This window comes from Herbidospora cretacea (assembly GCF_001570605.1).
Classification (GTDB): domain Bacteria; phylum Actinomycetota; class Actinomycetes; order Streptosporangiales; family Streptosporangiaceae; genus Herbidospora; species Herbidospora cretacea.
This window is the reverse complement of record NZ_BBXG01000024.1, coordinates 106,887-132,264: the sequence shown is the minus strand read 5'-3', so window position 1 is coordinate 132,264 and position 25,378 is coordinate 106,887. Positions and strand designations below refer to the sequence as shown.

At 70.4% G+C, this 25,378-nt stretch carries 17 protein-coding genes; 7 read left to right on the top strand and 10 right to left on the bottom strand.

Features of this window, described 5'->3' with window-relative positions; translation table 11 throughout:
* The 3 genes from AW270_RS33255 to AW270_RS39250 form a co-directional block, all read right to left on the bottom strand.
* Positions 1-388: helix-turn-helix domain-containing protein (locus AW270_RS33255; protein WP_157522998.1), on the bottom strand; the 388-nt coding region annotated here is incomplete at its 3' end.
* 107 nt (positions 389-495) lie between these two features.
* Complete coding sequence (locus AW270_RS33250) at positions 496-1,647, bottom strand: acyl-CoA dehydrogenase family protein (RefSeq protein ID WP_061300096.1); 1,152 nt, start codon at positions 1,645-1,647, stop codon at positions 496-498.
* A gap of 39 nt (positions 1,648-1,686) precedes the next feature.
* Positions 1,687-1,851, bottom strand: a complete 165-nt coding sequence (locus AW270_RS39250; protein ID WP_157523004.1) for a DUF5999 family protein — start codon at positions 1,849-1,851, stop codon at positions 1,687-1,689.
* Positions 1,852-2,019: 168 nt separating this feature from the next.
* Between AW270_RS39250 and AW270_RS33245 the strand changes: the two genes are divergently transcribed.
* Positions 2,020-3,384, top strand: a complete 1,365-nt coding sequence (locus AW270_RS33245; RefSeq protein ID WP_157522995.1) for a hypothetical protein — start codon at positions 2,020-2,022, stop codon at positions 3,382-3,384.
* Here the strand turns inward: AW270_RS33245 and AW270_RS33240 are convergent.
* Positions 3,337-4,056, bottom strand: a complete 720-nt coding sequence (locus AW270_RS33240) for a phytanoyl-CoA dioxygenase family protein (RefSeq protein WP_061300094.1) — start codon at positions 4,054-4,056, stop codon at positions 3,337-3,339. The two genes, AW270_RS33245 and AW270_RS33240, sit on opposite strands and share 48 nt — an antisense overlap.
* A complete protein-coding gene (locus AW270_RS33235; protein WP_061300104.1) occupies positions 4,053-6,101 on the bottom strand; it encodes a spermine/spermidine synthase domain-containing protein in 2,049 nt (682 codons plus the stop codon). Before AW270_RS33235 ends, AW270_RS33240 begins: the two co-directional genes overlap by 4 nt.
* 167 nt (positions 6,102-6,268) lie before the next feature.
* Between AW270_RS33235 and AW270_RS42215 the strand changes: the two genes are divergently transcribed.
* A complete protein-coding gene (locus AW270_RS42215; RefSeq protein WP_061300093.1) occupies positions 6,269-7,318 on the top strand; it encodes a lytic polysaccharide monooxygenase auxiliary activity family 9 protein in 1,050 nt (349 codons plus the stop codon).
* Positions 7,319-7,360: 42 nt separating this feature from the next.
* Here AW270_RS42215 and AW270_RS33225 read toward each other — a convergent pair whose 3' ends face one another.
* The 3 genes from AW270_RS33225 to AW270_RS33215 all read right to left on the bottom strand — a co-directional run bounded on the left by AW270_RS33225 (position 7,361) and on the right by AW270_RS33215 (position 10,625).
* Positions 7,361-8,323, bottom strand: coding sequence for a quinone oxidoreductase family protein (locus AW270_RS33225; RefSeq protein ID WP_061300103.1), 963 nt, complete (start codon positions 8,321-8,323; stop codon positions 7,361-7,363).
* 56 nt (positions 8,324-8,379) lie between these two features.
* Positions 8,380-9,207, bottom strand: coding sequence for a helix-turn-helix transcriptional regulator (locus AW270_RS33220; protein ID WP_061300092.1), 828 nt, complete (start codon positions 9,205-9,207; stop codon positions 8,380-8,382).
* Between the two features lie 62 nt (positions 9,208-9,269).
* On the bottom strand, positions 9,270-10,625 hold the full coding sequence (locus tag AW270_RS33215; RefSeq protein WP_245674985.1) for an aldehyde dehydrogenase family protein: 1,356 nt from the start codon (positions 10,623-10,625) through the stop codon (positions 9,270-9,272).
* Positions 10,626-10,721: 96 nt separating this feature from the next.
* Here AW270_RS33215 and AW270_RS33210 point away from each other — a divergent pair, with 96 nt between their 5' ends.
* The 5 genes from AW270_RS33210 to AW270_RS33190 all read left to right on the top strand — a co-directional run bounded on the left by AW270_RS33210 (position 10,722) and on the right by AW270_RS33190 (position 22,322).
* A complete protein-coding gene (locus AW270_RS33210; protein ID WP_061300090.1) occupies positions 10,722-11,555 on the top strand; it encodes a helix-turn-helix transcriptional regulator in 834 nt (277 codons plus the stop codon).
* A gap of 179 nt (positions 11,556-11,734) precedes the next feature.
* Entirely contained in the window at positions 11,735-13,009 is a 1,275-nt protein-coding gene (locus tag AW270_RS33205; RefSeq protein WP_245674984.1) for an ROK family transcriptional regulator, read from the top strand.
* A 244-nt stretch (positions 13,010-13,253) separates the two neighbouring features.
* A complete protein-coding gene (locus tag AW270_RS33200; RefSeq protein ID WP_157522992.1) occupies positions 13,254-18,923 on the top strand; it encodes a ThuA domain-containing protein in 5,670 nt (1,889 codons plus the stop codon).
* Between the two features lie 93 nt (positions 18,924-19,016).
* Positions 19,017-19,571, top strand: a complete 555-nt coding sequence (locus AW270_RS33195) for a hypothetical protein (protein WP_061300089.1) — start codon at positions 19,017-19,019, stop codon at positions 19,569-19,571.
* 111 nt (positions 19,572-19,682) lie between these two features.
* Positions 19,683-22,322, top strand: a complete 2,640-nt coding sequence (locus tag AW270_RS33190; RefSeq protein WP_061300088.1) for a CHAT domain-containing protein — start codon at positions 19,683-19,685, stop codon at positions 22,320-22,322.
* Positions 22,323-22,341: 19 nt separating this feature from the next.
* Here AW270_RS33190 and AW270_RS33185 read toward each other — a convergent pair whose 3' ends face one another.
* Both AW270_RS33185 and AW270_RS33180 read right to left on the bottom strand, forming a co-directional pair.
* A complete protein-coding gene (locus AW270_RS33185; RefSeq protein ID WP_061300087.1) occupies positions 22,342-23,370 on the bottom strand; it encodes a WxL protein peptidoglycan domain-containing protein in 1,029 nt (342 codons plus the stop codon).
* A 49-nt stretch (positions 23,371-23,419) separates the two neighbouring features.
* Positions 23,420-25,360, bottom strand: coding sequence for a purple acid phosphatase family protein (locus tag AW270_RS33180; protein WP_061300086.1), 1,941 nt, complete (start codon positions 25,358-25,360; stop codon positions 23,420-23,422).
* Between the last annotated feature and the right edge of the window lie 18 nt (positions 25,361-25,378).

Below are 25,378 nucleotides of genomic sequence, written 5' to 3'. Positions count from 1 at the left end.
GGCTGGCGCGGATCGGCGTGCCGGTCAGCGGGTCACACATGGCCAGGCGGGGGATGTCGTGGCGGCGCAGGATCCGGGTGATGGTCCGGGCCGGCACTCCGGTGGCGGCTGCGAGCCGGTCGGGTCCGGCCCGCAGCTCGGCGCGCGCCACCAGGACCCGCTGCTCGATGTCGGGCGGGGTGCGGCGGGGGCTGGTGCGGGGTCCGCTGCGCCGTTCTTCCAGGCCGGGCCAGCCTTCCTGGTGGTAACGGCGGACCCATCGGTGAGCGCATTGGCGTGAGACGCCCAGTTCGGCGGCCACGTGCGCGACAGGTCGGCCGTCGAACACGACACGGCGAACCAGCAGGCATCTGCCGTGAAACGTCAGCCGGGCGTTAGCGTGACCCATCAAGACCTCCGTGCGTGGGTGAAGCGGCTAACTCCACTACGCCCGGAGGTCTTCTTCATGATCAATCACCTGCGGCCACGTGTCACCAAGATCTCGGCCAAGTACACCTAGACGAAGGCACTCTCCCCGGTGATGGCCCGTCCGACGATCAGCGTGTTGATCTCCCGGGTGCCCTCGTAGCTGTAGATGGCCTCGGAGTCGGCCACGAACCGGCCCATCCCGTAGTCGAGCACGATGCCGTTGCCCGCCATGATCTCGCGCCCCCATCCGACGGCCTCGCGCATCCGGGCCGTGCAGAACGCCTTGGCCAGCGCCGAGTGCTCGTCGCGGTAGACGTCGTCGTCCTGGAGCTGCGCCAGGCGGACGACCATCCCGAGCGAGGCGGTCACGTTGCCGAGCATCCGCACCAGCAGATCCTGCACCAGCTGGAACCCCGCGATGGGCCGCCCGAACTGCTCGCGCTCCTTGGAGTAGGCCAGCGCGCGCTCATAGGCCCCGATCATGCACCCGACGGCCTGCCACGCGACGCCGCCCCGGGTCTGCCGCAGGATCGTCGCGGTGTCCTTGAACGACGAGGCCCCGGCCAGCCGGTTCTCCTCCGGCACGAGCACGTTCTCCAGCGTGATGTCGGCGTTCTGGACGGTCCGCAGCGCGATCTTGTTCTCGATCTTGGCAGTGGTGAACCCGGCCGACCCCCGGTCGACGACGAACCCCTTGACCTGCTGGTCGCCCTCGTCCTTGGCCCAGACGATGACGTGGTCGGCGAACGTCGCGTTGCCGATCCAGCGCTTGGCCCCGTTGAGCACCCAGGTGTCGCCCTCACGCCGCGCGGTGGTGCGCAGCCCCGCCGCGACGTCTGACCCGCCGGTCGGCTCGGTCAGCGCGAAGGCGCCGATCTTCTCCATCGCCGCCATCCGCGGCAGCCAGCGCTCACGCTGCTCCTGCGACCCGAGCCGGGCGATGCTGCCCATGGCCAGCCCCGAATGCACCCCGAAGAACGTCCCCCACGAGGGGTCGACCCGGTTCATCTCCAGCACGTTGAAACCGGTCAGCAGACTCCGCGCGCCTCGGTAGGCGAGGCCGGCGACGTCGAGTTTGCCGAACTCGGGCACGAGCCGATGAGGGAACTCGGCCTTGGTCCACTGGTCGTCCGCGATGGGCGCGACCCGTTCGGTCATGAACTCGCGTACTTGGGCGACGATCCGCCGCTCATCCCCGTCGAGCAGATCGGCGTACGCGTAGAGGTCCCCGTTCGTCATGCCTCACCCTTGCCCGGGAGGCATGGGGCGTAACGAGGGTCAGCGGACGGCGCTGCCGTCGGGGAGCAGCAGGCCGAGGTCCTCGAACAGCACGACCCCGTTGCACAGCAGGCTCCAGCCCTGTTCCGGGTGGGCCGCCACGACGTGGGCGGAGACGCGGTCGGAGGCGTAAGGGGAGGGACAGTGGGGCTGATGCTGACACATCATCGCTACCTCTCAGGTGGGCTCCTGGCTCATCTAACGTACGAATCCGCGGATTTGCACCCGGACTTTCCTACTTTGGACATCTATAGAGTGACTCAGACCACTATCACTCCGCTTTCCGTCCGCTGTACGCGGATTGCAACCCAAGTCCGGGGCATTGCAGGGGGTATGACGCGAGTCGTGGTGTTCGTCATGGCCGTGGCCATGGGGACGTGGGGCCTCGACCGGGGCTCGATGTGGCAGGACGAGGCGACCACCTTCGCCCTCGCGAGCCGCCCGCTCGGAGACCTGTTCTCCACCCTTGGGAACGTGGACGCCGTCCACGGCCTCTACTACCTCATCGTCCACGTCGTCCTGCAGTTCCCGGGCGACCCCGAGATCCTCATCCGCCTGCCGTCGGTCCTGGCCACCGGCCTGGCCGCGCTCGCCGTCGCCGGCGCGGCCCGGCTGATGGGCGGCAGCGGCCTCGCCGCCGGCGCGGCGTACGCGCTGCTGCCCGTCGTGTCGCACTACGCCCAGGAGGGCCGCTCTCCCGCGCTGGTGTGCGCCGCGGTGGCGTGGGCGGTGTACGCGCTCGTCCGGCGGTCCTGGGTCATGTACGCGGTCGCGGTCACCGTGGCGGCCCACCTGAACCTGACCGCGCTGCTCGTGCTGGCCGCGTTCGCGGTCCCGGGCCTGCTCATCGACTGGCGGCGCTGGCTGGCCGCGTCCACGGCGGCCGTCGCCGCGACCGTGCCGCTCATCCTCATCGCCTACCCGCAGAGCGCCCAGGTCGCCCGGCTCGCCCCGCCGACCTGGGCCGACGCCGGAGACCTGGTGACCGGCTTCGCCGGCTGGACCCTCGCGCTCGCCCTTCCGGCGCTGCTGCGCGGCGGCCCGCTGCGGGTCGTCGCGCTGCCGCTGGCGGTGGCGCCGCCCGCGCTGCTGTTGCTGCTGTCGCAGCTCAAGCCCTACTACGAAGAGCGCTACGTCCTGTACGCCGTCATCGGCCTCGCCCTGCTGATCGGCTCCGCCGTCGACGGCCTCACCCGCCTGGCCCGCCCGGCCGTGGCCGTCCCCGTCGCCGCCGCGACGCTGGCCGTGGCGCTGCTCCCGGCGCTGCCCGCCCAGGCCGAGACCCGGCGGCCCGACTCCCGCCGCGACGACCCCGCCGCCGTGGCGAAACTCATGAGCCAATTGGCCCTGCCGGGTGACACGGTCGTCTACCTGCCGTCGATCCGGCGGCTGGTCGCCGAGGCGTACCCGGCGCAGTTCGCCGGCCTGCGCGACGTCGCGCTGATGGAGTCGGGAGCGGCCTCCGGCACGCTGGCCGGCCGGGAGGTGCCCGCCCACGAGATCAGGCTCGGCGACCGCGTGTGGACGGTCAGCCGCGGCTACCCCCGGCCCGAGGACCTCGACTCACCCCAGGACCAGGCCAAACAGCTCATCCTGCGCTACCACTACAAGAAGGGCCCGATCTACCGCGCCCTCGGCTACGCCATCCGCCTACACGTCCGGCGCGAAGCCCTGAAGCATCATGCCCTGACCCAGTGACCGGTGGACGTCGTCGGCCGGACGGTCCTGCGGGTCGCGGAACTGCACCAGGAACGTGGTGCGGTCCTCGCCCGAGGTGTTCACCCCCGACCCGTGGACCAGCAGATAGCTGAGGAACAGCACGTCACCGGCCTCCGCCTCGACGGGGATCGCCGACGACAGCGGCCACGCGTCGAGCGGCAGGTGCCAGCCGCCTTCCTCGACGTGGGGGAGCGGGCCGTCGAGGTGGCTGCCGGGCACCACACGTACACAGCCCTTCTCCTCGGGGGCGTCGTCGAAGTGGAAGATGGCCGCCGCCATCGTGTGGCGGGTGTGCGGGAAGTGCGCGGCGTCCTGGTGCATGGGGAACGGCGAGCCGTGTTCGGCCGGCTTGATGAAGATCTTCGTGTGGTGCAGCTGGACGTTCGGGGAGCCCACCACCTCGGCGGCCACCGAGGTGAAGCGGGGGTCGACCAGGAGCCGGGTGAAGGCGGCCGAGTGGAACTGGGCGTCGTGGCAGTGCCGCAGTTCGGTGTGCCGCTCGGTCAGGCGGCGGGCGACCGCCCACGTCGGGTCGACCGCCCGTAACCGCGAGATCAGCGCGTGCGCCTCCTGGCGGCAGGCCGCCGCCTCCTCTTTCGACAGCAGGCCCTTGACCAGCGCGTATCCGTTCTCGCGGTAGAAGTCGATCACGCTATGGCCCGCGACTCACGGGGCAGCAGCGCGAACGCCCCCAGGTAGAGCAGGCCCGCGACGATCAGCAGCGAGTTGTAGCCGAGCACCAGGGCGGCGTACTCCAGGCAGCCGCCGACCATCGCGCCGAGCAGGTTCGCGCCGAACGCCGTCGTCGAGTCGTCGGTGTCGGTGAACCGCTTGGCGAACACCACGTTGGCCGCGAAGATCGGCAGGAACGCGATGGCCACCGCCACCGGGATCCGCAGCCACAGCGGCAGCGACAGCAGCCACTGGTTCGGCACGAGCCAGCCGATGACCAGGCCGACCGCGATCACCCCGTACATGACCGGAAGTGATGGAGTGCGGAAGCGGCGCGTCACCTCCACCGCGGCGAGCACCGCGACCAGGACCCCGGCGAAGACGATCGCGTTCACCACCCACGTGGTGCCGAACAGCAGCGCGAAGCCGGTGATGCTCTTGGTCTCCAGCAGCATGAAGCCGACCCCGAGCAGGAACAGGTCGGCATAGGGCCGCATCTGCCGGAACGGACCCGACACCACCCGCACCGCGAACACGCTGACCAGCAGGATCAGGCCCAGCGCGAAGATGTACAGCGACGGGATCGAGCCGGTGCTCAGGTAGAGGAACGGCCGGTCGTCGCTGGTCGGCGCGGGGGTCCCGGCCGCCGCGCCGCCCCACTCGCCGCCACACGCCTGGTCGGCGGGGGTGAGCCCCGCGGTGATGACGGCCTGCCCGCCCCAGCCGGTGAAGTCGACACACGGCTTGTGCCCGAACGCCGCCTGCGCGGTCGACGCGAGCCGGTCGATCAGCCAGGTCTCGCGGTAGTAGTTGTACATCGAGAAGGCGCCGCCCGGCTTCAGGTGCTCCTTCGCCGCCTCCATCGCCTGCTCGGTGAACAGGTAGCTCTCCAGCCGCAGCGAACTCGCGCCCGACACGAGGGTCAGCGAGTCGGGCAGCGCGAACAGGATGAGGTCGTACTTCTTGTCGGTCCGCTCCAGGAACGCCCGGCCGTCGTTGATGTGCGTGGTCACCCGGGGGTCGCTGTAGGGCTTGTCCGGGTGGGACGCGCCGCCGATCTCCCGCAGCTTGGGGTCGATCTCGACCGCGTCGACGCTCTTGGCGCCCTTCAGCAGGGAGATCGCCACGTCGGTGCCGCTGCCCGCGCCGACGATCAGCACGTCGTCGAGGCTCTTGGACGCCGACACCGCCCGCTGGTAGGGCATGCCGTACTGCTGCTCCCACTCCAGCCGCTTGGCCGCCGGGATCGCCTGCTGGTGCGGGATGCCGTTGACCTGGATGTCCAGGACGTCCACACCCTGGTTCTGGAAGGCCTTCGTGGTGACCTTGTAGTAGGGCGACCAGAGCGCCCCGGCGGAGAAGGTCTCGATGGCCAGCGCCCCGATGACCAGCAGCGCCGGCACCGCGACCACGAGCCCGGTCAGCACCGTCTGCGGCCGCAGCACCACGAAGTAGCCGATCGCCACCACGAGCCCCCACACCAGCGGCGGCGCGCTCAGGAACGACAGCAGCGTGAACAGCCCGATGCCGCACAGCGACCCGACGAGGTCCCAGCGGTAGGCCTCAAGCCGTTCGAGCTTCGGGAAGCACTGCCCGACCAGCTCGGCCGGCCCCATCAGCACCAGCGCGACCACCACGAAGATGACCGGCAGAATCAGCCAGGCGGGCGGCCCGCTGGTCTCCAGGCTGGTGAAGTAGAGGATCCCGGACGCCTCGCGGTTGACGTGCACCGGGAAGAAACTGATCACCAGGACCAGCACCGCCAGCAGCACCGGCGAGTAGTAGGGCTGCCGTTTGGTCCGCCCGACCCGAAGGAACCCGAGCCCGATGCCGAGGAACGACCCCAGCAGGACGAAGTTGGTGAAGTAGCTCAGGTGAACCACGTTGGAACCGGTCCACCGGATGAGCGACAACTCCAGGAAGAGCATCAACCCGCTCGCCACTACCAGGCGCGGTCGCACCGCTAGCCAGTGGCGGGGTTCGTTGTCGTCCTGACGGGCGGGGGCTTCCTTCTGGACAGTCACCTGGGGCACGTTAGCGAACCGGTCAAAGTGTGACCAGAGTCTCTGAACCGTTCAGTCGGGTTCTGGAGATTTCCCAGTTCGAGTCGGCGCTCCGGAGCATCACCGTTGTCCCTGACAACGAGTTAGGAGACGTTGGGCGCCCCCACACTTCTCGAAGGAGGAGCCCCGTGCACACGCTCTCCCGGACCTGGCTCACGGCCCTGGGCGCCCTACTACTCCTCGCGACAGCGCTGGTCGTGCCCGCGAACGCGCACGGCTCCGTCACCGACCCGCCGTCCCGCAACTACGGCTGCTGGCAGCGCTGGGGCGGCGACTTCCAGAACCCCGCCATGGCGCAGCAGGACCCGATGTGCTGGCAGGCCTGGCAGTACGACGTCCAGGCGATGTGGAACTGGAACGGCCTCTACCGCGAGCAGGTGGCGGGCAACCACCAGGCCGCCGTCCCCGACGGGCAGCTCTGCAGCGGCGGGCGGACCTTCAACGGCCGCTTCAACGCGATGGACACGCTCGGCGCGTGGAAGACCGTCGACAAGCCGACGCGGTTCACGTTGAACATGACCGACCAGGCGATCCACGGCGCCGACTACATCCGCGTGTACGCCACCAAACAGGGCTTCAACGCGCTGACGACGCCCCTGAAGTGGAGCGACCTGGAACTGGTCGGCCAGGTGGGCCGCGTGCCGACCGGCGCGACCACCCCGGTCGAGGTCAACGCACCCGGCCGTTCGGGCCGGCACATCGTGTTCACGGTCTGGCAGGCCAGCCACATGGACCAGTCGTACTACTTCTGCAGCGACGTGAACTTCACCGGCGGCTCGAACCCGTCGCCGACCCCCACGCCCACGCCCACCCCCACGCCGACCCCCACCCCGACGCCCACGCCCACGCCCACGCCCACTCCGACGCCGACCTCCGGTCCGCGCTCCTGCACCGCGACGTACACGGTCGCCTCGACGTGGGGCGGCGGCTTCCAGGCCGACGTGAAGGTCGTGGCCGGCGGGCAGGCGATCAGCGGGTGGACGGTGAACTGGACGTACTCAGGCGGGCAGACGGTCAACTCGTCGTGGAGCACGACGCTGACCAGTAGCGGCGGGGCGGTGACGGCGAAGAACGTGAACTACAACGGCTCGCTGTCGCCGGGAGCCTCGGCCACGTTCGGCCTGCTGGCCTCCGGCAGTTCGTCCCCGGCGCCGTCGCTGACCTGCACGGCGGTCTGACACCGGTGAGGTGCTCCCGCCTGTTGCGGCGGGCGGGAGCACCTACCTCGGAGTGAGGATCAGCCGCCCGGAGACCCCGCCCGCCTCCATCCGCGTGTGGGTGTCGGCGGCGCGGCCGAGAGGGAACGTCTCGACGTTCAGCTTGATCGAGCCGTCGCCGATCGCCGCGAGCGCCTCGGCGGCGGCCGGGGCGGCCAGGGCCGGGAACCTCGGCAGGAAGTTGCCGACGGCGAAGCCGACGACTCCCGTGTTGCCGAACCACAGCTGGTCGGTGTCGAGGGAGCGGGCCGAGCCGCCGGCGCCGCCGACGGCGATCAGGCGGCCCATGTCGGCGAGCAGGCCGAGCGCCCGGCCGCGCAGTTCGCCGCCCACCGGGTCGACGACGACGTCGAACCGCTGTCCGTCCAGGGAGTCGAAGAGGGCGGCCCGGTCGAAGCCGAGCCCTTCGGCCTCGGCGATCCGGGCGGCCGAGCGCACGGTGCCGACGACCTCGGCCGCGCCGAGGCGGCGGGCGACGGCCGGGAAGACCGAGGCCAGCGCGCCGGTCGCGCCGAGCACCAGCACCCGCGCGTCCGGGGGCAGCGTCACAGCCCTGGTCAGGGCCAGGACCGCCGTCGTCGCGTTGGGCAGGGCCGCGACGGCCTGGGCGGGGTCGAGGCCGTCCGGGAGCCGGAAGGTGGCCGCCGCGGGGGCGATCATGACCTCGGCGTAGCCGCCGCCGGTGGCGATCGACAGCGTGCCCACCCGGTCGCCGGCGGCCAGACCGGTCACGTCCGCGCCGACGGCCCGGACCGTGCCCGCGACCTCGATCCCGGGGGTGTACGGCGGCCGCATCGGCAGGCCGTGGGCGGCGAAGTCGCCCCGCCGGATCAGCACGTCGATGAGGCCGACGGCGGCGTGCGTCACGTCGACGGCCACCTCGTCAGGCCCGGGTGCGGGCTCGGGGAGTTGGACCAGGTCGAGGACTTCTGGGGTGCCGTAACGGGTCACCTGGACGGCCTTCATGATGATCTCCAAGGAGTTTCCGGGCATGCCGAACACAGCCCGTGGCGGTTGAGTGATCAGGCGGTGGCGGACGAGGCGTGCCAGGACCCGAGCAGCCGCAGCGCGTCGGCCGACGGCGAGCCCGGGTCGGCGTGGAACAGCACGAGAGTCTGCTCCGGGTCGCCCGCCGTGAGGAACGTCTCGTAGTTCAGGGTCAGCTCGCCCACGACGGGGTGGCGGAAGCGCTTCTTCCCGTCGGCGTGGCGGTCGACCCGGTGTTCGCCCCAGATCCGGCGGAACAGGTCGCTGCCCCGCGAGAGCTCGTCGATCAGGACGGTGAGCTCGGGGTCGTCGGAGTGGGACCCCGCGTAGAGGCGCATGACGGCGACGGCGCTGCGGGCGACCTGGGGCCACTCGGGGTAGAGGGCCTTCGCGGCTGGGTCGAGCAGGATGAAGCGGGCCAGGTTGCGGCCGGTGAATCCGGCGTACAGGGCCTTGAAGAGGTCGTTGGAGGCCAGCACGTCCATGCGCCGGCCCTGCACCATCGCGGGGACCTGGTCGAAGGAGGCGATCAGGTTGAGCAGGCCGGGCGCGACCCGCTGGCGGGGCAGCGGTTCCCGGCGCAGGACCACGCCGGTCTCGGCGGCGATCAGGTCGTAGAGGTGGGCCCGCTCGGTCTCGTCGAGCCGGAGCGCGCGGGCCAGCGCCTCCCAGACCGGCCGGGAGACGCCCCGCGTGAGCCCGCGCTCCAGCTTGACGTAGTAGTCGACGCTGACGCCCGCGAGGCCCGCGACCTCCTCGCGGCGCAGCCCGGGGACCCGCCGGGGGCGCACGTCGGACGGAAGGCCCGCCGCTTCCGGGGTGAGCCGGTCGCGGCGGGCTCTGAGGAACTCACCGACTGCCATGTGTCCAGGCTAGGCACGCCGGCCCCCGGAAGGACCGGGCTGAGGGGTACCGCTGGAGCCCCTCAGCGCTGGATCGACTTGACCTCCAGGAACTCCTCCAGCCCGAACCGGCCGAACTCGCGGCCGTTGCCCGACTGGCCGTAGCCGCCGAAGGGCGCGAGCGGGTTCCAGTGGCCGCCGTTGACGTCGACCTGCCCCGCCCGGATCCGCCGGGCGACGGCCATGGCCTCGTCGGCGGGGCCGAAGACGCCGCTGGTCAGGCCGTAGCTGGTGCCGTTGGCGATGGCCACGGCCTCGTCCGTGCTCGTGTACGGGATGATCGTCAGCACCGGCCCGAAGATCTCCTCCTGGGCGATCTTCGACGCGGGGTCGACGTCGGCGAAGATCGTCGGGCGGACGTAGGCGCCCTTCTCGAAAGGCCGTCCGGTGCCGCCGAAGACCAGGCGGGCGCCGTCGGCGACGCCGTGCTCGATGTAGCCGTGGACCTTGTCCCGGTGGGCCTCCGAGGCCATCGGGCCGATCATCGTCGTCTCCAGGGCGGGGTCACCGACGGTGTAGCCCTCGGCGGCGGCCACCGCGCGGGCGGCGATCTCGTCCTGCATCCCGGCGGGGACCAGCATGCGCGGCCACGAGCCGCAGACCTGGCCGCCGTTGGTGAAGGACATGGCCACGCCGGTCGGGACGGCCACGTCCAGGTCGGCGCCGGGGAGGATCACGTTGGCGCCCTTGCCGCCGAGCTCCAGGGCGACCCGCTTGACCGTCCCGGCGGCCACCGCGCCGATGCGGCGGCCGGCCCGGGTCGAGCCGGTGAAGGAGATCATGTCGATGCCGGGGTGGGCGGAGATCGCCTCGCCGACGACCTCGCCGGTGCCGTGCACGACGTTGAGGACCCCGGCCGGAAGGCCGGCCTCCTCGGCGATCTCCAGCAGGACGCGGGCGGTGAGCGGCGCGATCTCGGACGGCTTCCAGACCATCGTGTCGCCCGCGACCAGCGCCGGGGCCAGCTTGGAGACGATCTGCTGGAGGGGGAAGTTCCACGGTGTGATCGCGCCGACGACGCCGATCGGCTCGCGGACGACCAGGGAGTCGCCGAGCTCCTCGGTCCAGGCGAAGGTCTCGGCCAGGGCGGCGAACGACTGGGCGACGGCCACCGGGAACTGGATCTGCGCGGTGCGCGCCAGGCTGATCGGGGCGCCCATCTCGGCCGTGATGGTGGCGGCGAGTTCGTCGGCACGGGCCAGGATGCCCGCGCCGACGCGGCCCACGATCGCGGCCCGGTCGAGGGGGCCGGTCGCGGCCCAGGCGGGGAGCGCGGCGCGGGCGGCGGCCACCGCCCGGTCGACGTCGGCGGCGGTCCCGGCGGGCACCTCGGCGATCACGTCGCCGGTGGCCGGGTTGAGGACGGGAATGGTTGTCATGCCGTCGAACCTGCCTGGTGGCCGGACCCGCATCCAGGGACGGACTGTCCGTGCCTGAACGGAATCGTCCCAGCCCAGCGGGTTGTTGACCGAGGTATGCAACGGGCCCGTCTCGCTGAATTCCTGCGCACCCGGCGCGCGGCTCTGCAGCCCGAGGACGTCGGGCTGCCCCGTGGCTCGCGCCGCCGGACGGGCGGCCTGCGCCGCGAGGAGGTCGCCGCCCTGTCGGCCATGTCGACCGACTACTACAGCCGGATCGAGCAGCAGCGCGGCCCGCAGCCGTCGGAGCAGATGCTCACCGCCATCGCCCGCGCGCTGCGGCTCACCACCGAGGAGCGTGACCACCTGCTCCGGCTGGGCGGGTACGCCGTCGGCTTCCGGCTGAACCTTTCACGCGAGGTCAACCCCGGCATGGAGCGGATCTTCGAGAACCTGCCGGGCGACGCGGCGGCCCTCGTGGTCACCGATCTGGGGGAGACCCTGCGGCAGACTCCGCTGGCCCGCGAGCTTCTCGGCGACGGTCTGGCCTACGACGGGCTCTCCGCCAGCCTCCACTTCCGGTGGTTCGACGATCCGGCCGTACGGGAGATCCATCCCGTCGAGGACCACGCCACCGTGGGGCGTGAGCTCGCCGCCGACCTGCAGCGCGTCTACACTCGCGACGGCGAACGCTCCCGGGCCGGTGAGATCGTGCGGGCGCTGCCGGCCCGCAGCGCCGAGTTCGCCGCCCTGTGGCGGGAGCATCCCGTCGCCGGGCCGTCGTGCGCGCGCAAGCGGTTCCGGCACCCCGAGGCGGGGCTGCTGGAGCTCCACTGCCAGATCCTGGTGGACCCCGACCAGACCCAGTCGCTGCTCGTCTACACCGCAACACCAGGCTCAGAAGCTGCTGACAGGCTCAGTTCGATTGGTTTGCACGGGTGGCCAAATTAAAGGTTGACGGGCCGGGCCGCCCCGGGCGCGCCGGTTTGTAACGGTCCAGTTACGCGGAGCACAAGCCTTTAACCTGCACTTATACGTCGATGTCAACTCGTTATCCGCTCACACGGTGCGCTCCAGACACGTGCGTGTTACAAACCTCATTAATTGATCGCAGAGACAAATGAAAGGCGGTGACCCACGTGACCGTCGACCACCGCTCGACCCACGCGGCCGGCACCGCCCTGCCGACGAGCGCCCCCATGCTCCGGCAGACCAATCTCTCGTTAGTGCTCCGCCACCTTCGTGATCACCACTCGCAGTCGCGGGCGGACATCGCGGAGGCGACCGGCCTTCACCGGGCCACGGTCTCCAACCTGGTGGCGGAACTGCTCGACCGGCGGCTGGTCCGGGAGACCGGAACCGAGCACGCCGGTGCGATCGGCCGCCCCCGGCGGCCCGTGACACTGCACGGCGCCCACGTCGGCGCGCTGGGTTTGGAGATCAACGTTGACTACATCTCTGCTCACGGCTCCGATCTCAGCGGCCGGGTGCTCGTCGAACGGCGGATCGCCTTCGACGCCATCGCCGGCGGCCCAGAACTCGCACTTCGCCAGCTCGGCCGAGTCGCTCTGGAGGCCGTCGAGGCGATGAAGACGGCCGAGGCCCCGCCCGCAGGGCTGGGTGTCGCGGTCCCCGGTCTGGTCGACGTGACACATGGCGTCGTCACCCTCGCCCCCAACCTGGGTTGGAGCGATCTTCCCCTGGCCGCACGGCTCTCGGCGGCCCTCGGACCGTGGCGGGTCCCCGTCACGGTCGACAACGACGCGAACCTCGCGGCGCTGGCCGAGCACACCTCCGGCGTCGCGGCCGGGACGTCCCACCTCGTCTACCTGACGGGCGAGGTCGGCGTGGGCGGCGGCATCGTCCTCGAAGGGAAGCTGCTCCGCGGCGCGGACGGCTTCTCCGGCGAGGTCGGCCACCTGCCGGTCGATCCCGGGGGCGCCCGCTGCGGTTGCGGGCGCTACGGCTGCCTGGAGACCAAGGTGGGGCTGGCCGCGCTCATGAAGGCGGCACTCCCGGAGGCCTCCCTCCCGGCCTCCGACCCGGAGGAGCGGGCGATCGAGATCGCCAGAGGACTGGCCGCGGGCGACCTCCGCATGGCGGAGGCGGTGGCGCAGGTGGGCAAATGGCTCGGGCTCGGCGGCTCGATCCTCGCCAACCTGTTCAACCCACGCGTCATCGTCGTCGGCGGCTACTTCGCCACGCTCGCCCCCTGGCTGCTCTCGCACGCACAGGCCGAACTGGAACGGCTGGTCGTGGCGCGATCAGCCAGCCAGTGCCGGTTCGTCGCCTCCGACCTCGGCTTCGGCGCCGCCGCGCGCGGCGCCGCGAGCGTGGTCGTGAATCGACTCATCGACCATCCGACCATGATCACTGATCCGGTTCCCCGGCTGGCGCCTCACTGACGGCGCCGGCCCCCACAAGCCTGGAGGTGGCACCCTCCAGCCACTGCAGTACCGCACAACCCATGTAACAAGTGGCACCAGCGCGGCGGCGCGCGCTTTGCCTGACATCCCCAGTCAGGAAAGGGATTCCCCCATGTCACCACGTTCTCGAACGTGGGCCAGGTTCTCCGAGATCCTGCCTTTCAAGAGAAAAATCTCACTGCGCCGGACCGTGGCGGTCGCGTCGGCGGCTCTCATGCTGCCCATGCCCGTCCTGGCCTTCTCCGCCGCTCCCGCCAACGCGGCCGCGGATCCGGAGTTCAAGGTTCTCGTCTTCTCCAAGACGACGGGTTTCCGGCACGACGCGATCCCGGACGGCATCGCGGCCATCCAGAAGCTCGGCACCGAGAACAACTTCGCGGTCGACGTGACCGAGGACAGCGCCCAGTTCACTGACGCCAACCTGGCGCAGTACAAGGCTGTCATCTTCAACTCGACCACCGGCGACCCGGTGAGCACGGCGGACCAGAAGGCCGCCTTCGAGCGCTACATCAAGGCCGGCGGCGGCTTCGTGGGCATCCACGCCGCCTCCGACGGCGGTTACAGCTGGGACTGGTACCGGCAGCTGGTCGGCGCGTACTTCAAGTCGCACCCCGCCATCCAGCAGGCCACGGTCGTCAACGAGGACAAGGCGCACCCGTCGACCTCGCACCTGCCGACCTCGTGGACCCGGACCGACGAGTGGTACGACTTCCAGGCGAACCCGCGCAACGCGGTGCACGTCCTGCAGTCGCTGAACCAGAAGTCGTACACCGGCTCCACCCAGGGCATCGACCACCCGATCTCCTGGTGTCAGGACTTCGACGGCGGCCGTTCCTGGTACACCGGCCTCGGTCACACCAAGGAAAGCTACGTCGAGGCCAACTTCACCAAGATGCTGCTCGGTGGTATCCGTACCGCCGCCGGCGTGGAGAAGGCCGACTGCTCCGCCTCCCTGACCGGGAGCTACGAGAAGGTCGCCCTCGACACCAACACCTCGAACCCGATGATGACCGACATCGCCAAGGACGGGCGGGTCTTCTACATCGACCGTCTCGGTGACGTCAAGATCATCAAGCCGTCTGGTGGCACCGTCACCGCCGGCAAGATGAACGTCTTCACCGCGAACGAGTCGGGCCTGCTCGGCATGGTGCTGGACAAGGACTTCGCCACCAACAACTGGATCTACCTGTACTGGTCGCCGTCCACCGGCGGCAACGTCGACAGGCTGAGCCGTTTCACCGTCGTCGGCGACACCATCGACTTCTCCTCGGAGAAGATCGTCCTCACCGTCCCCGTCCAGCGGGCCGAGTGCTGCCACCACGGCGGCGGCATGCTCATGGACCACAAGACGGGCGACCTGTGGCTGGGCACCGGTGACAACACCAACCCCTTCGCCTCGGACGGTTTCACCCCGATCGACGAGCAGGCGGGCCGCTCCTCCTGGGACGCGCAGCGCAGCTCGGGCAACACCAACGACCTGAGCGGCAAGGTGCTCCGCATCCACCCCGAGCCGGACGGCACCTACACCATCCCCTCGGGCAACCTGTTCGCCCCGGGCACCGAGAAGACCAAGCCTGAGATCTACGGCATGGGCTTCCGCAACCCGTTCCGCATCGGCCTCGACCCGAAGACCGGCAACGTCATGGTCGCCGACTACGGGCCCGACTCCGGTTCGGCGAACGCCAACCGCGGTCCCAAGGGCACGGTCGAGTGGAACGCCCTGTCGGCTCCCGGCAACTACGGCTGGCCGCAGTGCATCGGCAACAACACGCCCTACATCGACTACAACTTCGCGACCAAGACCTCCGGCGCGGCCTTCAGCTGCACCAACCCGGTCAACGACTCGCCGAACAACACTGGTCTGACCAACCCGCCGGCCGCCAAGGCCGCGTCGATCTGGTACACCAGCTCTGTCGACCAGAACAACTTCCCCGAGCTCAACGGCGGCGCGCCGATGGCCGGCCCGGTCTACCGCTACGACGCGGCCTCGACCTCGGCCGTCAAGTGGCCGGCTTACTGGGATGGCAAGGCCATCTTCGGTGAGTGGAACAACAACACGCTGTTCTCGTTCCAGATGAACGACGCCGGCACCCAGCAGATCAAGATCAACCGCATCCTGCGTGACATGGGCTTCATCCGTCCGATGGACATGAAGTTCGGCCCCGACGGTGCGCTGTACCTGGTCGAGTGGGGCTCGGGCTTCGGTGGCGACAACGCCGACTCGGGCATCTACCGCATCGAGTACGTCAAGGGCGCCCGCCCGCCGATCGCCAAGATCACCGCTGACAAGACCGACGGCCCGGCCCCGCTGACCGTCAACTTCTCCAGCGAGGGTTCGCGCGACCCCGACGGCAACCCCATCACCATCGAGTGGGACTTCAACGACGACGGCACGGTCGACTCGACCGCCGCCAACCCCTCGTACACCTACACCACGGCCGGCAACTACAGCGCCGTCCTCACGGTGAAGAACGCCGCGGGCGTCGCCGCCCACGCCAACGTCCCGATCGTGGTCGGCAACACCCGCCCGGTCGTGAACATCACCCTGCCCCCGGCAGGTGGGTTCTTCGAGTTCGGTGACACGGTGAAGTACACCATCACCGCCACCGACGCCGAGGACGGCACGATCGACTGCACCAAGGTGCAGCTGCAGGCCTACCTGGGCCACGACAGCCACGGCCACCCGCTCGACCAGAAGACCGGTTGCTCGGGCACCATCCAGACGCTGTCGGACAGCGGCCACGGCATCAACGACAACCTGTACTACATCCTCGAGGCGACCTACGCCGACAAGGGTGGCGCGGGTGGCGCCGGTTCGCTGACCGGCCGTTCGGAGGTCATCCTCCAGCCGAAGCGCAAGCAGGCCGAGCACTTCACCGAGACCGGCCGGGTTGAGGGCGCCACCGGTACCGACACCCCCGGTGTCGCGACCGAGACGACCACCGACCCGCTGGGCGGAAACCTGAACATCGGTTTCACCAACGACGGTGACTTCTGGGCCTACAACCCGGTGAACCTGTCGGGCATCGACTCGGTGAGCCTCCGCGTCTCGTCCGCCGGCCCCGGCGGCACGGTGCAGATCAAGGCCGGCAACCCCAACACGGGCACGCTGGTCGGCTCGGTCGACATCACCCCCACGGGTGGCTGGCAGACCTTCAAGGACGTGTCGGTTCCGCTGACCAACGTCCCGACGACCACCGCTCCGCTGTACTTCATCGTCCGCAAGCCGGCTTCCGCCGGTAACGGCGACTACCTGCTCAACTTCAACTGGGTCGACTTCGTCGGCAAGGGCGTCACCGACAACCAGCGTCCCGTGGTCACCGCCTCGGGTACCCCGCTGACCGGCACCGCCCCGCTCCAGGTGGCCTTCACCTCCACCGCGACCGACCCCGACGGCGACACCCCGCTCACGTACAAGTGGAACTTCGGCGTCACCGGCGCCGCTCAGCCCACCACGGCGAACGCGAGCTACACCTACAACGCCCCCGGCACCTACGTCGCCACCGTCACGGTGACCGACGCCAAGGGCTCCGCCACCACCGCCTCGGTCAACGTCAAGGTCGAGTCGCCGAACGTCACCTGCTTCTCGGGCCGCTCGGACGACTTCCTCGGCAGCGACCTCGACCGCAACCGCTGGTCGGTTCTCCGTGAGAACCAGGACCTCAAGGTCGTGGACGGCTCGCTGGTCATCCCGACCTCGCTGACCGACATCTACGGCACCAACAACGCCACGCCGGTGAGCAACGTCGTGCTCCAGCCCCTCCCCTCGGGTGCCTGGACCGCGACCGCCAAGGTCACCATGCGCGCCGACCAGCAGTACCAGCAGGCCGGTCTGGTCGTGTACGGCGACGACGACAACTACGCCAAGATGGTCATCCAGGGCCGCGCCGCTAACGCCACGCCTGACCACGCGCAGCGTATCTTCCAGTTCATCCGCGAAGAGGCGGGCGTTCCCAACGAGGTCACCGCGAGCAACACCGCCAACCTCGGAGACGCCTTCCCGGACACGTTCTACGTCCGGTTCTCCAGCAACGGCAGCAACCTGAACGCCTCCTACTCGGCCGACGGCACCACCTTCACGGCGATGTCGGAGACCAAGCAGCTGGCCGGCATCACCAACCCGCGCATCGGTCTCGTGTCCTTCGCGAACACCGGCCAGCGCACGGTCGTGGACGCCAAGTTCGACTGGTTCAGCATCACGCCGGACGACACCGCCGGTAACATCAGCCCGAACGACGACTTCAACGGCACCACGATCGACCCGTGCCGCTGGAACGCCATCGTCCGTCCGGACTCCACCACCGCCAAGGTCACCGGCGGCAACCTGGAGCTCACCACCGTCACCGGCGACATCTACGGCACCGGCAACTCCGGTACGAAGAACTTCATCCTCCAGACCGCGCCCTCGGGCGACTGGACCCTGGAGACGAAGGTCGACGCGTCGGCGCTGAGCGAGCAGTACCAGCAGGGCGGTGTGATCGTTTACACCGACGACGACAACTACGTGAAGTTCGACCTGCTCACCACCAACGCACCCGGTGCGACCGTGGTCCGTGGCGTCGAGCTGCGTAGCGAGGTCGCCGGCACCGTCCAGAACCCGCAGCCCAACGCCAACCCGGGCACCGGTGTGGTCTGGCTGCGCCTGGCCAAGACCGGCACCACCTTCGCCGGTTCGTACTCGACCAACGGCACGACCTGGACCAACATGTCGGCGACCGTCGCCAACACGGCGGTCGGTTCTCCGAAGGTCGGTGTCTACACCATCGGCACCAACCAGCAGGCTGCGAAGACGGTCAAGTTCGACTACTTCACGCTGACCAAGCCGACGGTCGCGGACACCACCGCTCCCACCACCACCGCCACCACCACCCCGACGGCTCCCAACGCCGCCGGTTGGTACACCTCCGCGGTTCTGGTCAACCTCGCCGCCACCGACAACTCGGGTGGCAGCGGCGTCGACAAGACCGAGTACCAGGTCGACGGCGGCGCCTGGACCACGTACACCACCGCGTTCTCGGTCGCCGGCGACGGCAACCACACCGTGAACTACCGGTCGGTGGACAAGGCCGGCAACACCGAGACGGCCAAGGCCCTCGCGCTGAAGCTCGACGTGACCGCTCCCGTCACCACCGCGGACTTCCTCCCGGTGGGCCAGGGTTCGGTTCCGGTGGCTCTCGCGGCGACCGACGCCACCTCCGGTGTCGAGAAGATCGAGTACGCCCTGGACGGCGGCGCCTGGACGACCTACACCGCGGCGGTCAACGTCACCGGTGTCGGCGACCACACCCTGCAGTACCGCGCCACCGACAAGGCGGGCAACGTCGAGGAGACCAAGGCCGCCACGATCAAGATCGAGGAGACTCCCACGGAGCCCACGATCCTGGTCTCGGGCGTGTCCGAGGGCGCCTCGTACGGTGACAGCACCGACGTCACCATCGCCTGGGAGGTCGCGGGCACCGGCATCAAGACGGTCGTCGGCACGCTCGACGGCCAGGAGATCACCTCCGGTGCGGTCCAGCAGCTCTACCGTCTGGGCCTCGGCGAGCACACGCTCGTCGTGACCGTCACCACCAACTCGGGTGGCACCTACTCGCAGACCGTCAAGTTCAAGACGACCACCTCGACCGATGACATCTCGGCCCTGATCTCGCGCTTCAAGGACGCCGGTCAGCTGACCGCGACCGCGGCCGCGAAGCTCCAGGACGACATCAACAAGGTCATGGTGTCGGAGAACAAGGAACGCGAGCGGGACCAGAAGAAGATCGTCAAGAAGCTCACGCGCTTCATCGAGGCGGTCAACGACCCGAAGAATGTCAACAACGCCGTCGTGAAGGCCACGCTCATCCGTGACGCCAACGCGCTGATCGTTGAGAACGGCGGCAACCCGGTCTAACCGGACCCGCTGCAGTACAACCCATAACGGGTGCCCCGTGCGCCGATGTGCGCACGGGGCACCCGCCTTTTTAGCGAGAAGGGACCCCCACGAATGAACAAGGCACTGAGGTACGCCCTGGCCGTCGTGCTGGCCGGTCTCGGCCTGCTGCTCGGCGCGCAACAGGCCACGGCCGCCGCGGACGGCCCGATCAAGCTCCAGGTCGTCGGCGACGGCGGCCGCAGCGTGAACGTCCTGGTCACATGGAAGAAGGACGGCGCCCCGGTCACCGACATCGTCGACGCGACGCTGTTCGCCGAGAGCCCCGACGGCCGCACGTTCGGCCCGGTGGCGCTGATGTCGGCCCCCGAGGGCCAGAACCTCTACAACCCCGCCGAACCGCTCCCCGACGGAGAGTGGAAGGTCACCGTGAAGGCGACGAAGCCGAGCAAGGCCCAGGCGTCGACCACACTGAAGGCGGGCGAGGTGGCCAACGTCCCCGCGACCGAACCGGTGACCACGGCCAAGATGGCCGAACGCGCCGCGTCCGAGGAGCCCGCCGCCGCAGGCCTGCCCCTGACCCAGATCGGCGTCATCGGCATCGCCGTGATCGCCGCGGGAGTCCTGTTCTTCGTGCTGGTCCGCAGCAGACGCTCCACCGGCGTCTGACCTCTCACTCCAGAAGCAGCCATCCGGCGACCCGGGTGGCTGCCTTCGTTTCCGGGTGTCCCCTGCACGGAGGACAGGCGCCGGGACATCGGCACGCCGCACAATCGAGCAATGTCAGGGGAGCGATCGTTCGAGGACGCCCTGCGCGACGTCCCGCAGGTCCGGCACGACTACGCCGTCATGCTGCGCAGCCTCTACCTGCGTGAGGGGAAGCGGGAGGTGCTGGAGGAGAACTGCGCGCTGCTGGCGTCGGTCGTGGCCGACGTACCGGACGAGCCTCTCTATCTGGTCAGCTGGGCGACCTCGCTGATGGAGCGCTTCCACGTCTTCGCCGAAGTCGCCGACCTCCGGGCGGCCCTCGCCGCCGCCGAGAAGGCGCTGGCCCTGACCCCGCCCGACGACCCTCGGCTGCCTTCCTACCTCAACACCGTCGCGGTGGCGATGTTCGAGCTGGGAAAGGCCGAGGGCGACGTACCGAGACTCAGGAAAGCGCTCGAACACGGCAGGGCCTGTGTCGTCGCGACCCCGCCCGGCGCGCCCGAGCGCCCCGGCCATCTGAGCAATCTCGCCGCTCACCTGGGTGCTCTGCAGCTGCTCACCGGAGACGCGGACCTGCTCAGGGAATCGGTCGTCACCCTGCGGGAGGCGCTCGACTCGCTGCCCGGCGGGCATCCGGGGCGGGCCGCGTGCCTGGCCAGGATGACCGAGTGTCTCTTCGCCCTGTACGACCACACCGGCGAAGCCCGCCTGCTCGACGAGGCCGCCACGACCGCGCGCGAGGCGGTCGCCCTCATCCCCGAGAACAGCCCGCTGCTCGGGCGGGTGCTCAACACGCTCAGCGTCGTGCTGCGGAACAACAACGAGCTGCCGGAAGCGGTCGACGCCGCCCGCCGCGCGGTGGCGCAGCCGGGCGACGAGTCCAGCCTGGTCATCCACCTCGACTCGCTGCGGCACTGCCTGTCCCGCCACGACGACGCGCTCGGCGGGGACGCCGGGGTGCGGCGGGAGATCGTCGAGGTCGCGCGGCGGACGGCGGCGCTCGCGCCCGGCCACGCCCGCCGGCTCTCCTCGCTCTCGTGGGCGCTGCTCCAGGCGGGCGACCTCGACGAGGCGGTGGACGTCGGCCGCGAGGCCGCCCGGCTGTCCGCCGACGCGGAGATCGCGTTCCGGACCGGATGCGCCCTGCTCGGCCGGGAGACCGAGGCCGACGCGCGGGAGGCGGTGGCCGTCCTCGCGGCGGGGGCCGGTGACGAGGGGTCGGCGCCGCGGCACCGGATCGAGGCCGCCCGCGCGCTGGCCTACGCCCACGCCGCGCTCGGCGACCACGTCGGCGCGCTGGAGGCGATGGACCGGGCGGTCGCGCTGTTCCCGCTCGTCGCGTCGTGGCGGCTGGCGCGGGGAGGGCGGACCCAGGCGCTCGGCCGGCACGGCGGGCTCGCCTCCGAGGCAGCGGCGACGGCGCTCGACGCGGGCGAGCCGGGCCGCGCGCTCACCTATCTCGAACAGGCGCGGGTCCTGCTGCTCGGCGAGGCCCTCCAGATGCGGACCGACCTGCGCGACCTCGACGACCACAGGGCGGCCGAGTTCCTGCGGCTGCGCGACCTGCTGACCGCCGAGACCGAGGAGAAGCCCGGCCACCTGCCGCCGCTCGACTCGTCCGGAGAGCGGCTGAAGCTGTCGAAGGCGTTCGGCGACCTCGTCGCGGACATCCGGCTGGAGCACCCCGGGTTCCTCGCGCCGCCGAGCGTCGACCGGCTGCTCGACCAGGCCGCCGAGGGGCCGATCGTGCTGGTCAGCGCCTCGGCGTGGCGGAGCGACGCACTGATCCTCACCGCCGGAGAGGTGCGGCACGTCCCGCTGCCGGGGCTCACCCACGACCACGCCGCGATGTGGGCCGGGCGGCTGGCGGGCGGGCCGGAGAACGCGGTCCTGCTGCCGCTGCTGGAGTGGTTGTGGGACGTGGTGGCCGAACCCGTGCTGGCCGCGCTCGACCCGGAGCCCGGGTCGCGGCTGTGGTGGTGCCCGGTCGGGGTGCTGGCGTCGCTGCCGCTGCACGCCGCCGGCCGCCATGGGGAGGGCGGGCCCAGCGTGCCTGCCAGGGTGGTCTCGTCGTACACGGCGACGGTGCAGGCGCTCGGGCACTCGCGGACCCGCCGCCCGGACGCGGGCGGCGGGCTCGTCGTCGCCGTCCCCGAGGCCGAGGGCCAGAAGCCGCTTCCCGCCGTGGTCAGGGAGCTCGCCGCCGTCACCGCGCACCTGGAGAAAGCCGGAATCCCGGTCGGCACGCACTCTCAGGCCGACGCCATCCTCGGCGCGTTACCCACCAGCCCGGTCGTGCACGTCGCCGGCCACGCCGTCGCCGATCCCCTCTCACCGTGGGACAGCGGCATCGAACTGGCCGCCGCCCGGCTCACGGTCGGCGAGATCGCCCGGCTCGACCTCTCCGGCGCGGGCCTGGCCTACCTGTCGGCCTGCGAGACCGGCCTGACCCGCTTCGGCCTGGCGGACGAGGCCGTCCACCTCGCCGGGGCCTTCCAGGTCGCCGGATATCCCCAGGTCATCGGCGGCCTGTGGACGGTGAAGGACCGCATCGCCTTCAAGGTCGCCGACGCCGTGTACGCCGACGTCCTGGCCACCGGCCTCGACCTGGACCGGGTGCCGCACGCGCTGCACGCCGCCGTGGAGACCCTCCGCGCCCGGTTCCCCGCCTCACCGGCGCTGTGGGCGGCGTTCGTCCATCACGGCAGGTGATGGACGATCCCGTGCCGGGCTACCCGGCGTTTCGCAGCGCCGCCTCGACGGCCTCCCGGACGCGGGCGTCCTCGCGGTCCCTGCGCCGCGTCTTCCGCCTCCGGATCAGGACGAACCACCCCACGACGATCGCGATCAGCGCGACCAGGAGCGCGAGCTGGGTCCACGGCAGCGCCCACGCGTCGGCCGTCACCGACACCGGGGCCAGGGAGGTCGTCGCGCCGGAGGCGTCGGTGAGGAGGGGCATGAGCACGGTCGTGGCCGCCAGCCGGAAGGCGGGGGCGACTCCGCGCACCGGCACCGACATCCGCCAGCTCTCGCCGGGCAGCAGTTCCGGCGGGGGCGCGAGTTCGCCCGCGTCGGCCGACGCCCAGCCGAACGGGCCCGCGACCGATGTGGTCTGCCGGGCCGACAGGACGGCGTTGCCGGTGTTGTGGATCGTGTAGCTGATGGTCGCGTCGCCCGAGCCGAACGGGTTGAACGTCCCCGCGTAGTCCATCCTCAGGTCCTCGACGGTCAGGTTCGGCTTGAGCGCGCCGCTGACGCGGAGTTTGACGCGGATGCCGAGGCGGCGGTCGACGTTGATGCCCTCGGCGGCGCCCTCCTGGGTGAGCGAGGTCAGGATGCCGCCTACGTAGTCGCCGGGCGGGGCGTTGCTGGGGACGCTCACGGCGAAGGGGACCTTCGCGGTCGCGCCGGGGTTGATCGTCACGGTGCCCCGGGCGGCGTGGACCCAGGCGCCGATGCCGACGGACTTCTTGTCCTTGGCCAGCAGGTCGAGGCGGCCGGTGTCGGTGGTATAGCCGTCGGAGGCGTACACGCCCAGAGTCAGGGGGGTCTTGCCCCGGTTCGCGACGACGATGCCGTCGTCCAGGCGGGCGCCGGGGTTGATCGAGTAGGTGAAGCTGGAGCGGTCGTCGCCGAAGCTGCCGCTGCCGGTCCGGACCGTCCAGGCGACGTCGCCGTCGTCGGCGAGCGCGGGGGCGGCCGTGGGCGCGATGATCGCGCAGGCGGACAGCAGGGCCAGGGCCGTACGGAACAGGCGCATCTCAAATCCTTAGATGGGTGGACGCCCGGCCGGGCGCCCACCCACGTGACTAGCTGGACAGCGCGGTGATGGTCAGGGTGGCGCGGTAGCCACCGTTCTCCACGTTGCCGGGGATCTTCAGGGTCAGGTCGGCGCCGAGCTTGGCGACGCCCTTCGGGTGACCCTGGTCGGCCGCGCCGAGGCCGCGCGACTTCGCGAGGCCCTGGCCGTTGTCGTCGAAACCGGACACGACCGGGTTGCCGGCCTTGGCGCCGGCGCCCGCCTCGACGACCTTCGGAGCCCAGCCCAGGTACGAGCCGGAGAAGGTCTTGCCCGCGTCGGCGAAGTCGCTGACGCTGGCCGAGATCGACCAGGGGGCCTGGGTGCGGCGGTTGTCCGACACGACGATCGGGTTGATCGAGCCGGCGGCCTCGAAGTGGTCGCCGTTCTTCTCCTCGGCGGTGCCGAGGTTGACCAGCCCGTTGTAGCCGTCGATGGTCCAGCCGAACTCGCCCGGGGCGGCGTTCGGCACGGTGACCTGGAGGGCCTGGCCCTCACCGTTGTAGGGCTTGATCGTGACCTTGTCGACGGTCGAGCCGACCGGCTTGGCGGCCGGGTCGTTGTCGCAGGACAGACCCCGCTCGACCGCCGCGTTCGGGGCCGCGCAGGTGCCGCTGCGGAGGTTCTCCACCACGAGCTTGTCCTGGCGGACGCCGACCTTGATGTAGGTCCGGACGTGCTCCTGGTTCTGCACCGAGTTGTACCAGTAGCTCGACGGGTTCAGCGGGTCGGGGCCGTTGCCGTTGCCGGTGGAGGCGGAGCCGTCGGGCGCGGAGATGTCGTAGTACTTCGAACCGGAGGCCGTGTTCGAGGTGACGTACAGGACACCGCCGGGACCGGCCTCGACCTCGGCCGCGCCGGGCTGCTCGGCGGCGTTGGCCTTCGCACCGTTCTTGATCATGTACGACCGCGAGTAGCTGTGGTCGTGGCCCTGCAGCACCAGGTCGACGCCGAGGTTGGAGAACGCGGTCGGGAAATCGACCCGCCGCAGCTTGGCGTCCCCATCCTTGGCGTGCGAGGCGGGCGAGTACATCGCGTGGTGGAAGACGAGGACCTTCCACTTCGCCTCGTCGCCGTGCTGGTTGATGACGTCGGTCACGTACTTGACGTGGGCCGCGTCACCGCCGCCGCCCTGGGTGGTGGCGTAGCTGTTGCTGTTCAGGTCGATGAACAGCACGTCCTTGTAGATGAACCAGTAGTTCCCGCCGGAGGTGTTCGACGCGGGGTTGCCGTTGGCGTACAGCGAGCCCGACCGGTCCGTGTTGGGAACGGTGAAGTGCTGCTCGTACGCCTTGCTGCCCACGTCGTGGTTGCCGATGGTGGCCACCCACGGGTACCGGCGCAGGCCGTCGGGCGCGAGGAAGGCGTCCCACTGCGTCTCGGTGCCCGCGGTCTCGACCTGGTCGCCGCCCGAGACGAGGAGCTCGGCGTCGGGGTTGGCGGCGGTCGCGACGTTCACGGTGTCGACCCAGCCGGCCTGGTCCTTCGACGTGTCGCCGGAGGAGCCGATCTGGGGGTCGCCGAAGAACAGGAAGTCGTAGTCGCCCTCGAACTTCTGCGTCTTGAACGCGTAGGCGGGCGACCAGTTCCCGTCGGCGCCCACCCGGTACGAGTAGGCCGTCGACTCCTGGAGGTTGGTGATGGTGGCGTGCCGGTTGAACTGGCCACCCGAAATGTTCGCCCCGCCGACGGCGTCGAAGGTGGCGGCGTTGGCCGGGAACTCGCCGTTGACGACCTGCTCGGTCGGCACGACCTGCACCTTCTGCGCAGAGTCGGCCGAGGAGTACCAGGTCACGGTCCGCTGGGCCTGGTCGGCGCCGACGCCCAGCACGATGCCGGTGAGCGTGGCGGCGTCCGCCGCGGCCGCGGGCACCGTGGCGCTGCTCAGGGCCACAGCGAGGCCCAGGAGCGCCGCGGTGGCGCCAGTGGCCACGCGTGTCACTAATGTCATTGCTTGTTCCTTTTGCTA

Coding starts and splice junctions, on each gene's coding strand:
- AW270_RS33180 (WP_061300086.1), bottom strand. CDS start 25,360: ATGACATTAGTGACACGCGTGGCCACTGGCGCCACCGCGGCGCTCCTG.
- AW270_RS33195 (WP_061300089.1), top strand. CDS start 19,017: ATGAACAAGGCACTGAGGTACGCCCTGGCCGTCGTGCTGGCCGGTCTC.
- AW270_RS33210 (WP_061300090.1), top strand. CDS start 10,722: ATGCAACGGGCCCGTCTCGCTGAATTCCTGCGCACCCGGCGCGCGGCT.
- AW270_RS33185 (WP_061300087.1), bottom strand. CDS start 23,370: ATGCGCCTGTTCCGTACGGCCCTGGCCCTGCTGTCCGCCTGCGCGATC.
- AW270_RS33250 (WP_061300096.1), bottom strand. CDS start 1,647: ATGACGAACGGGGACCTCTACGCGTACGCCGATCTGCTCGACGGGGAT.
- AW270_RS39250 (WP_157523004.1), bottom strand. CDS start 1,851: ATGTGTCAGCATCAGCCCCACTGTCCCTCCCCTTACGCCTCCGACCGC.
- AW270_RS33190 (WP_061300088.1), top strand. CDS start 19,683: ATGTCAGGGGAGCGATCGTTCGAGGACGCCCTGCGCGACGTCCCGCAG.
- AW270_RS33200 (WP_157522992.1), top strand. CDS start 13,254: ATGCCCGTCCTGGCCTTCTCCGCCGCTCCCGCCAACGCGGCCGCGGAT.
- AW270_RS33245 (WP_157522995.1), top strand. CDS start 2,020: ATGACGCGAGTCGTGGTGTTCGTCATGGCCGTGGCCATGGGGACGTGG.
- AW270_RS33215 (WP_245674985.1), bottom strand. CDS start 10,625: ATGACAACCATTCCCGTCCTCAACCCGGCCACCGGCGACGTGATCGCC.
- AW270_RS33225 (WP_061300103.1), bottom strand. CDS start 8,323: ATGAAGGCCGTCCAGGTGACCCGTTACGGCACCCCAGAAGTCCTCGAC.
- AW270_RS33220 (WP_061300092.1), bottom strand. CDS start 9,207: ATGGCAGTCGGTGAGTTCCTCAGAGCCCGCCGCGACCGGCTCACCCCG.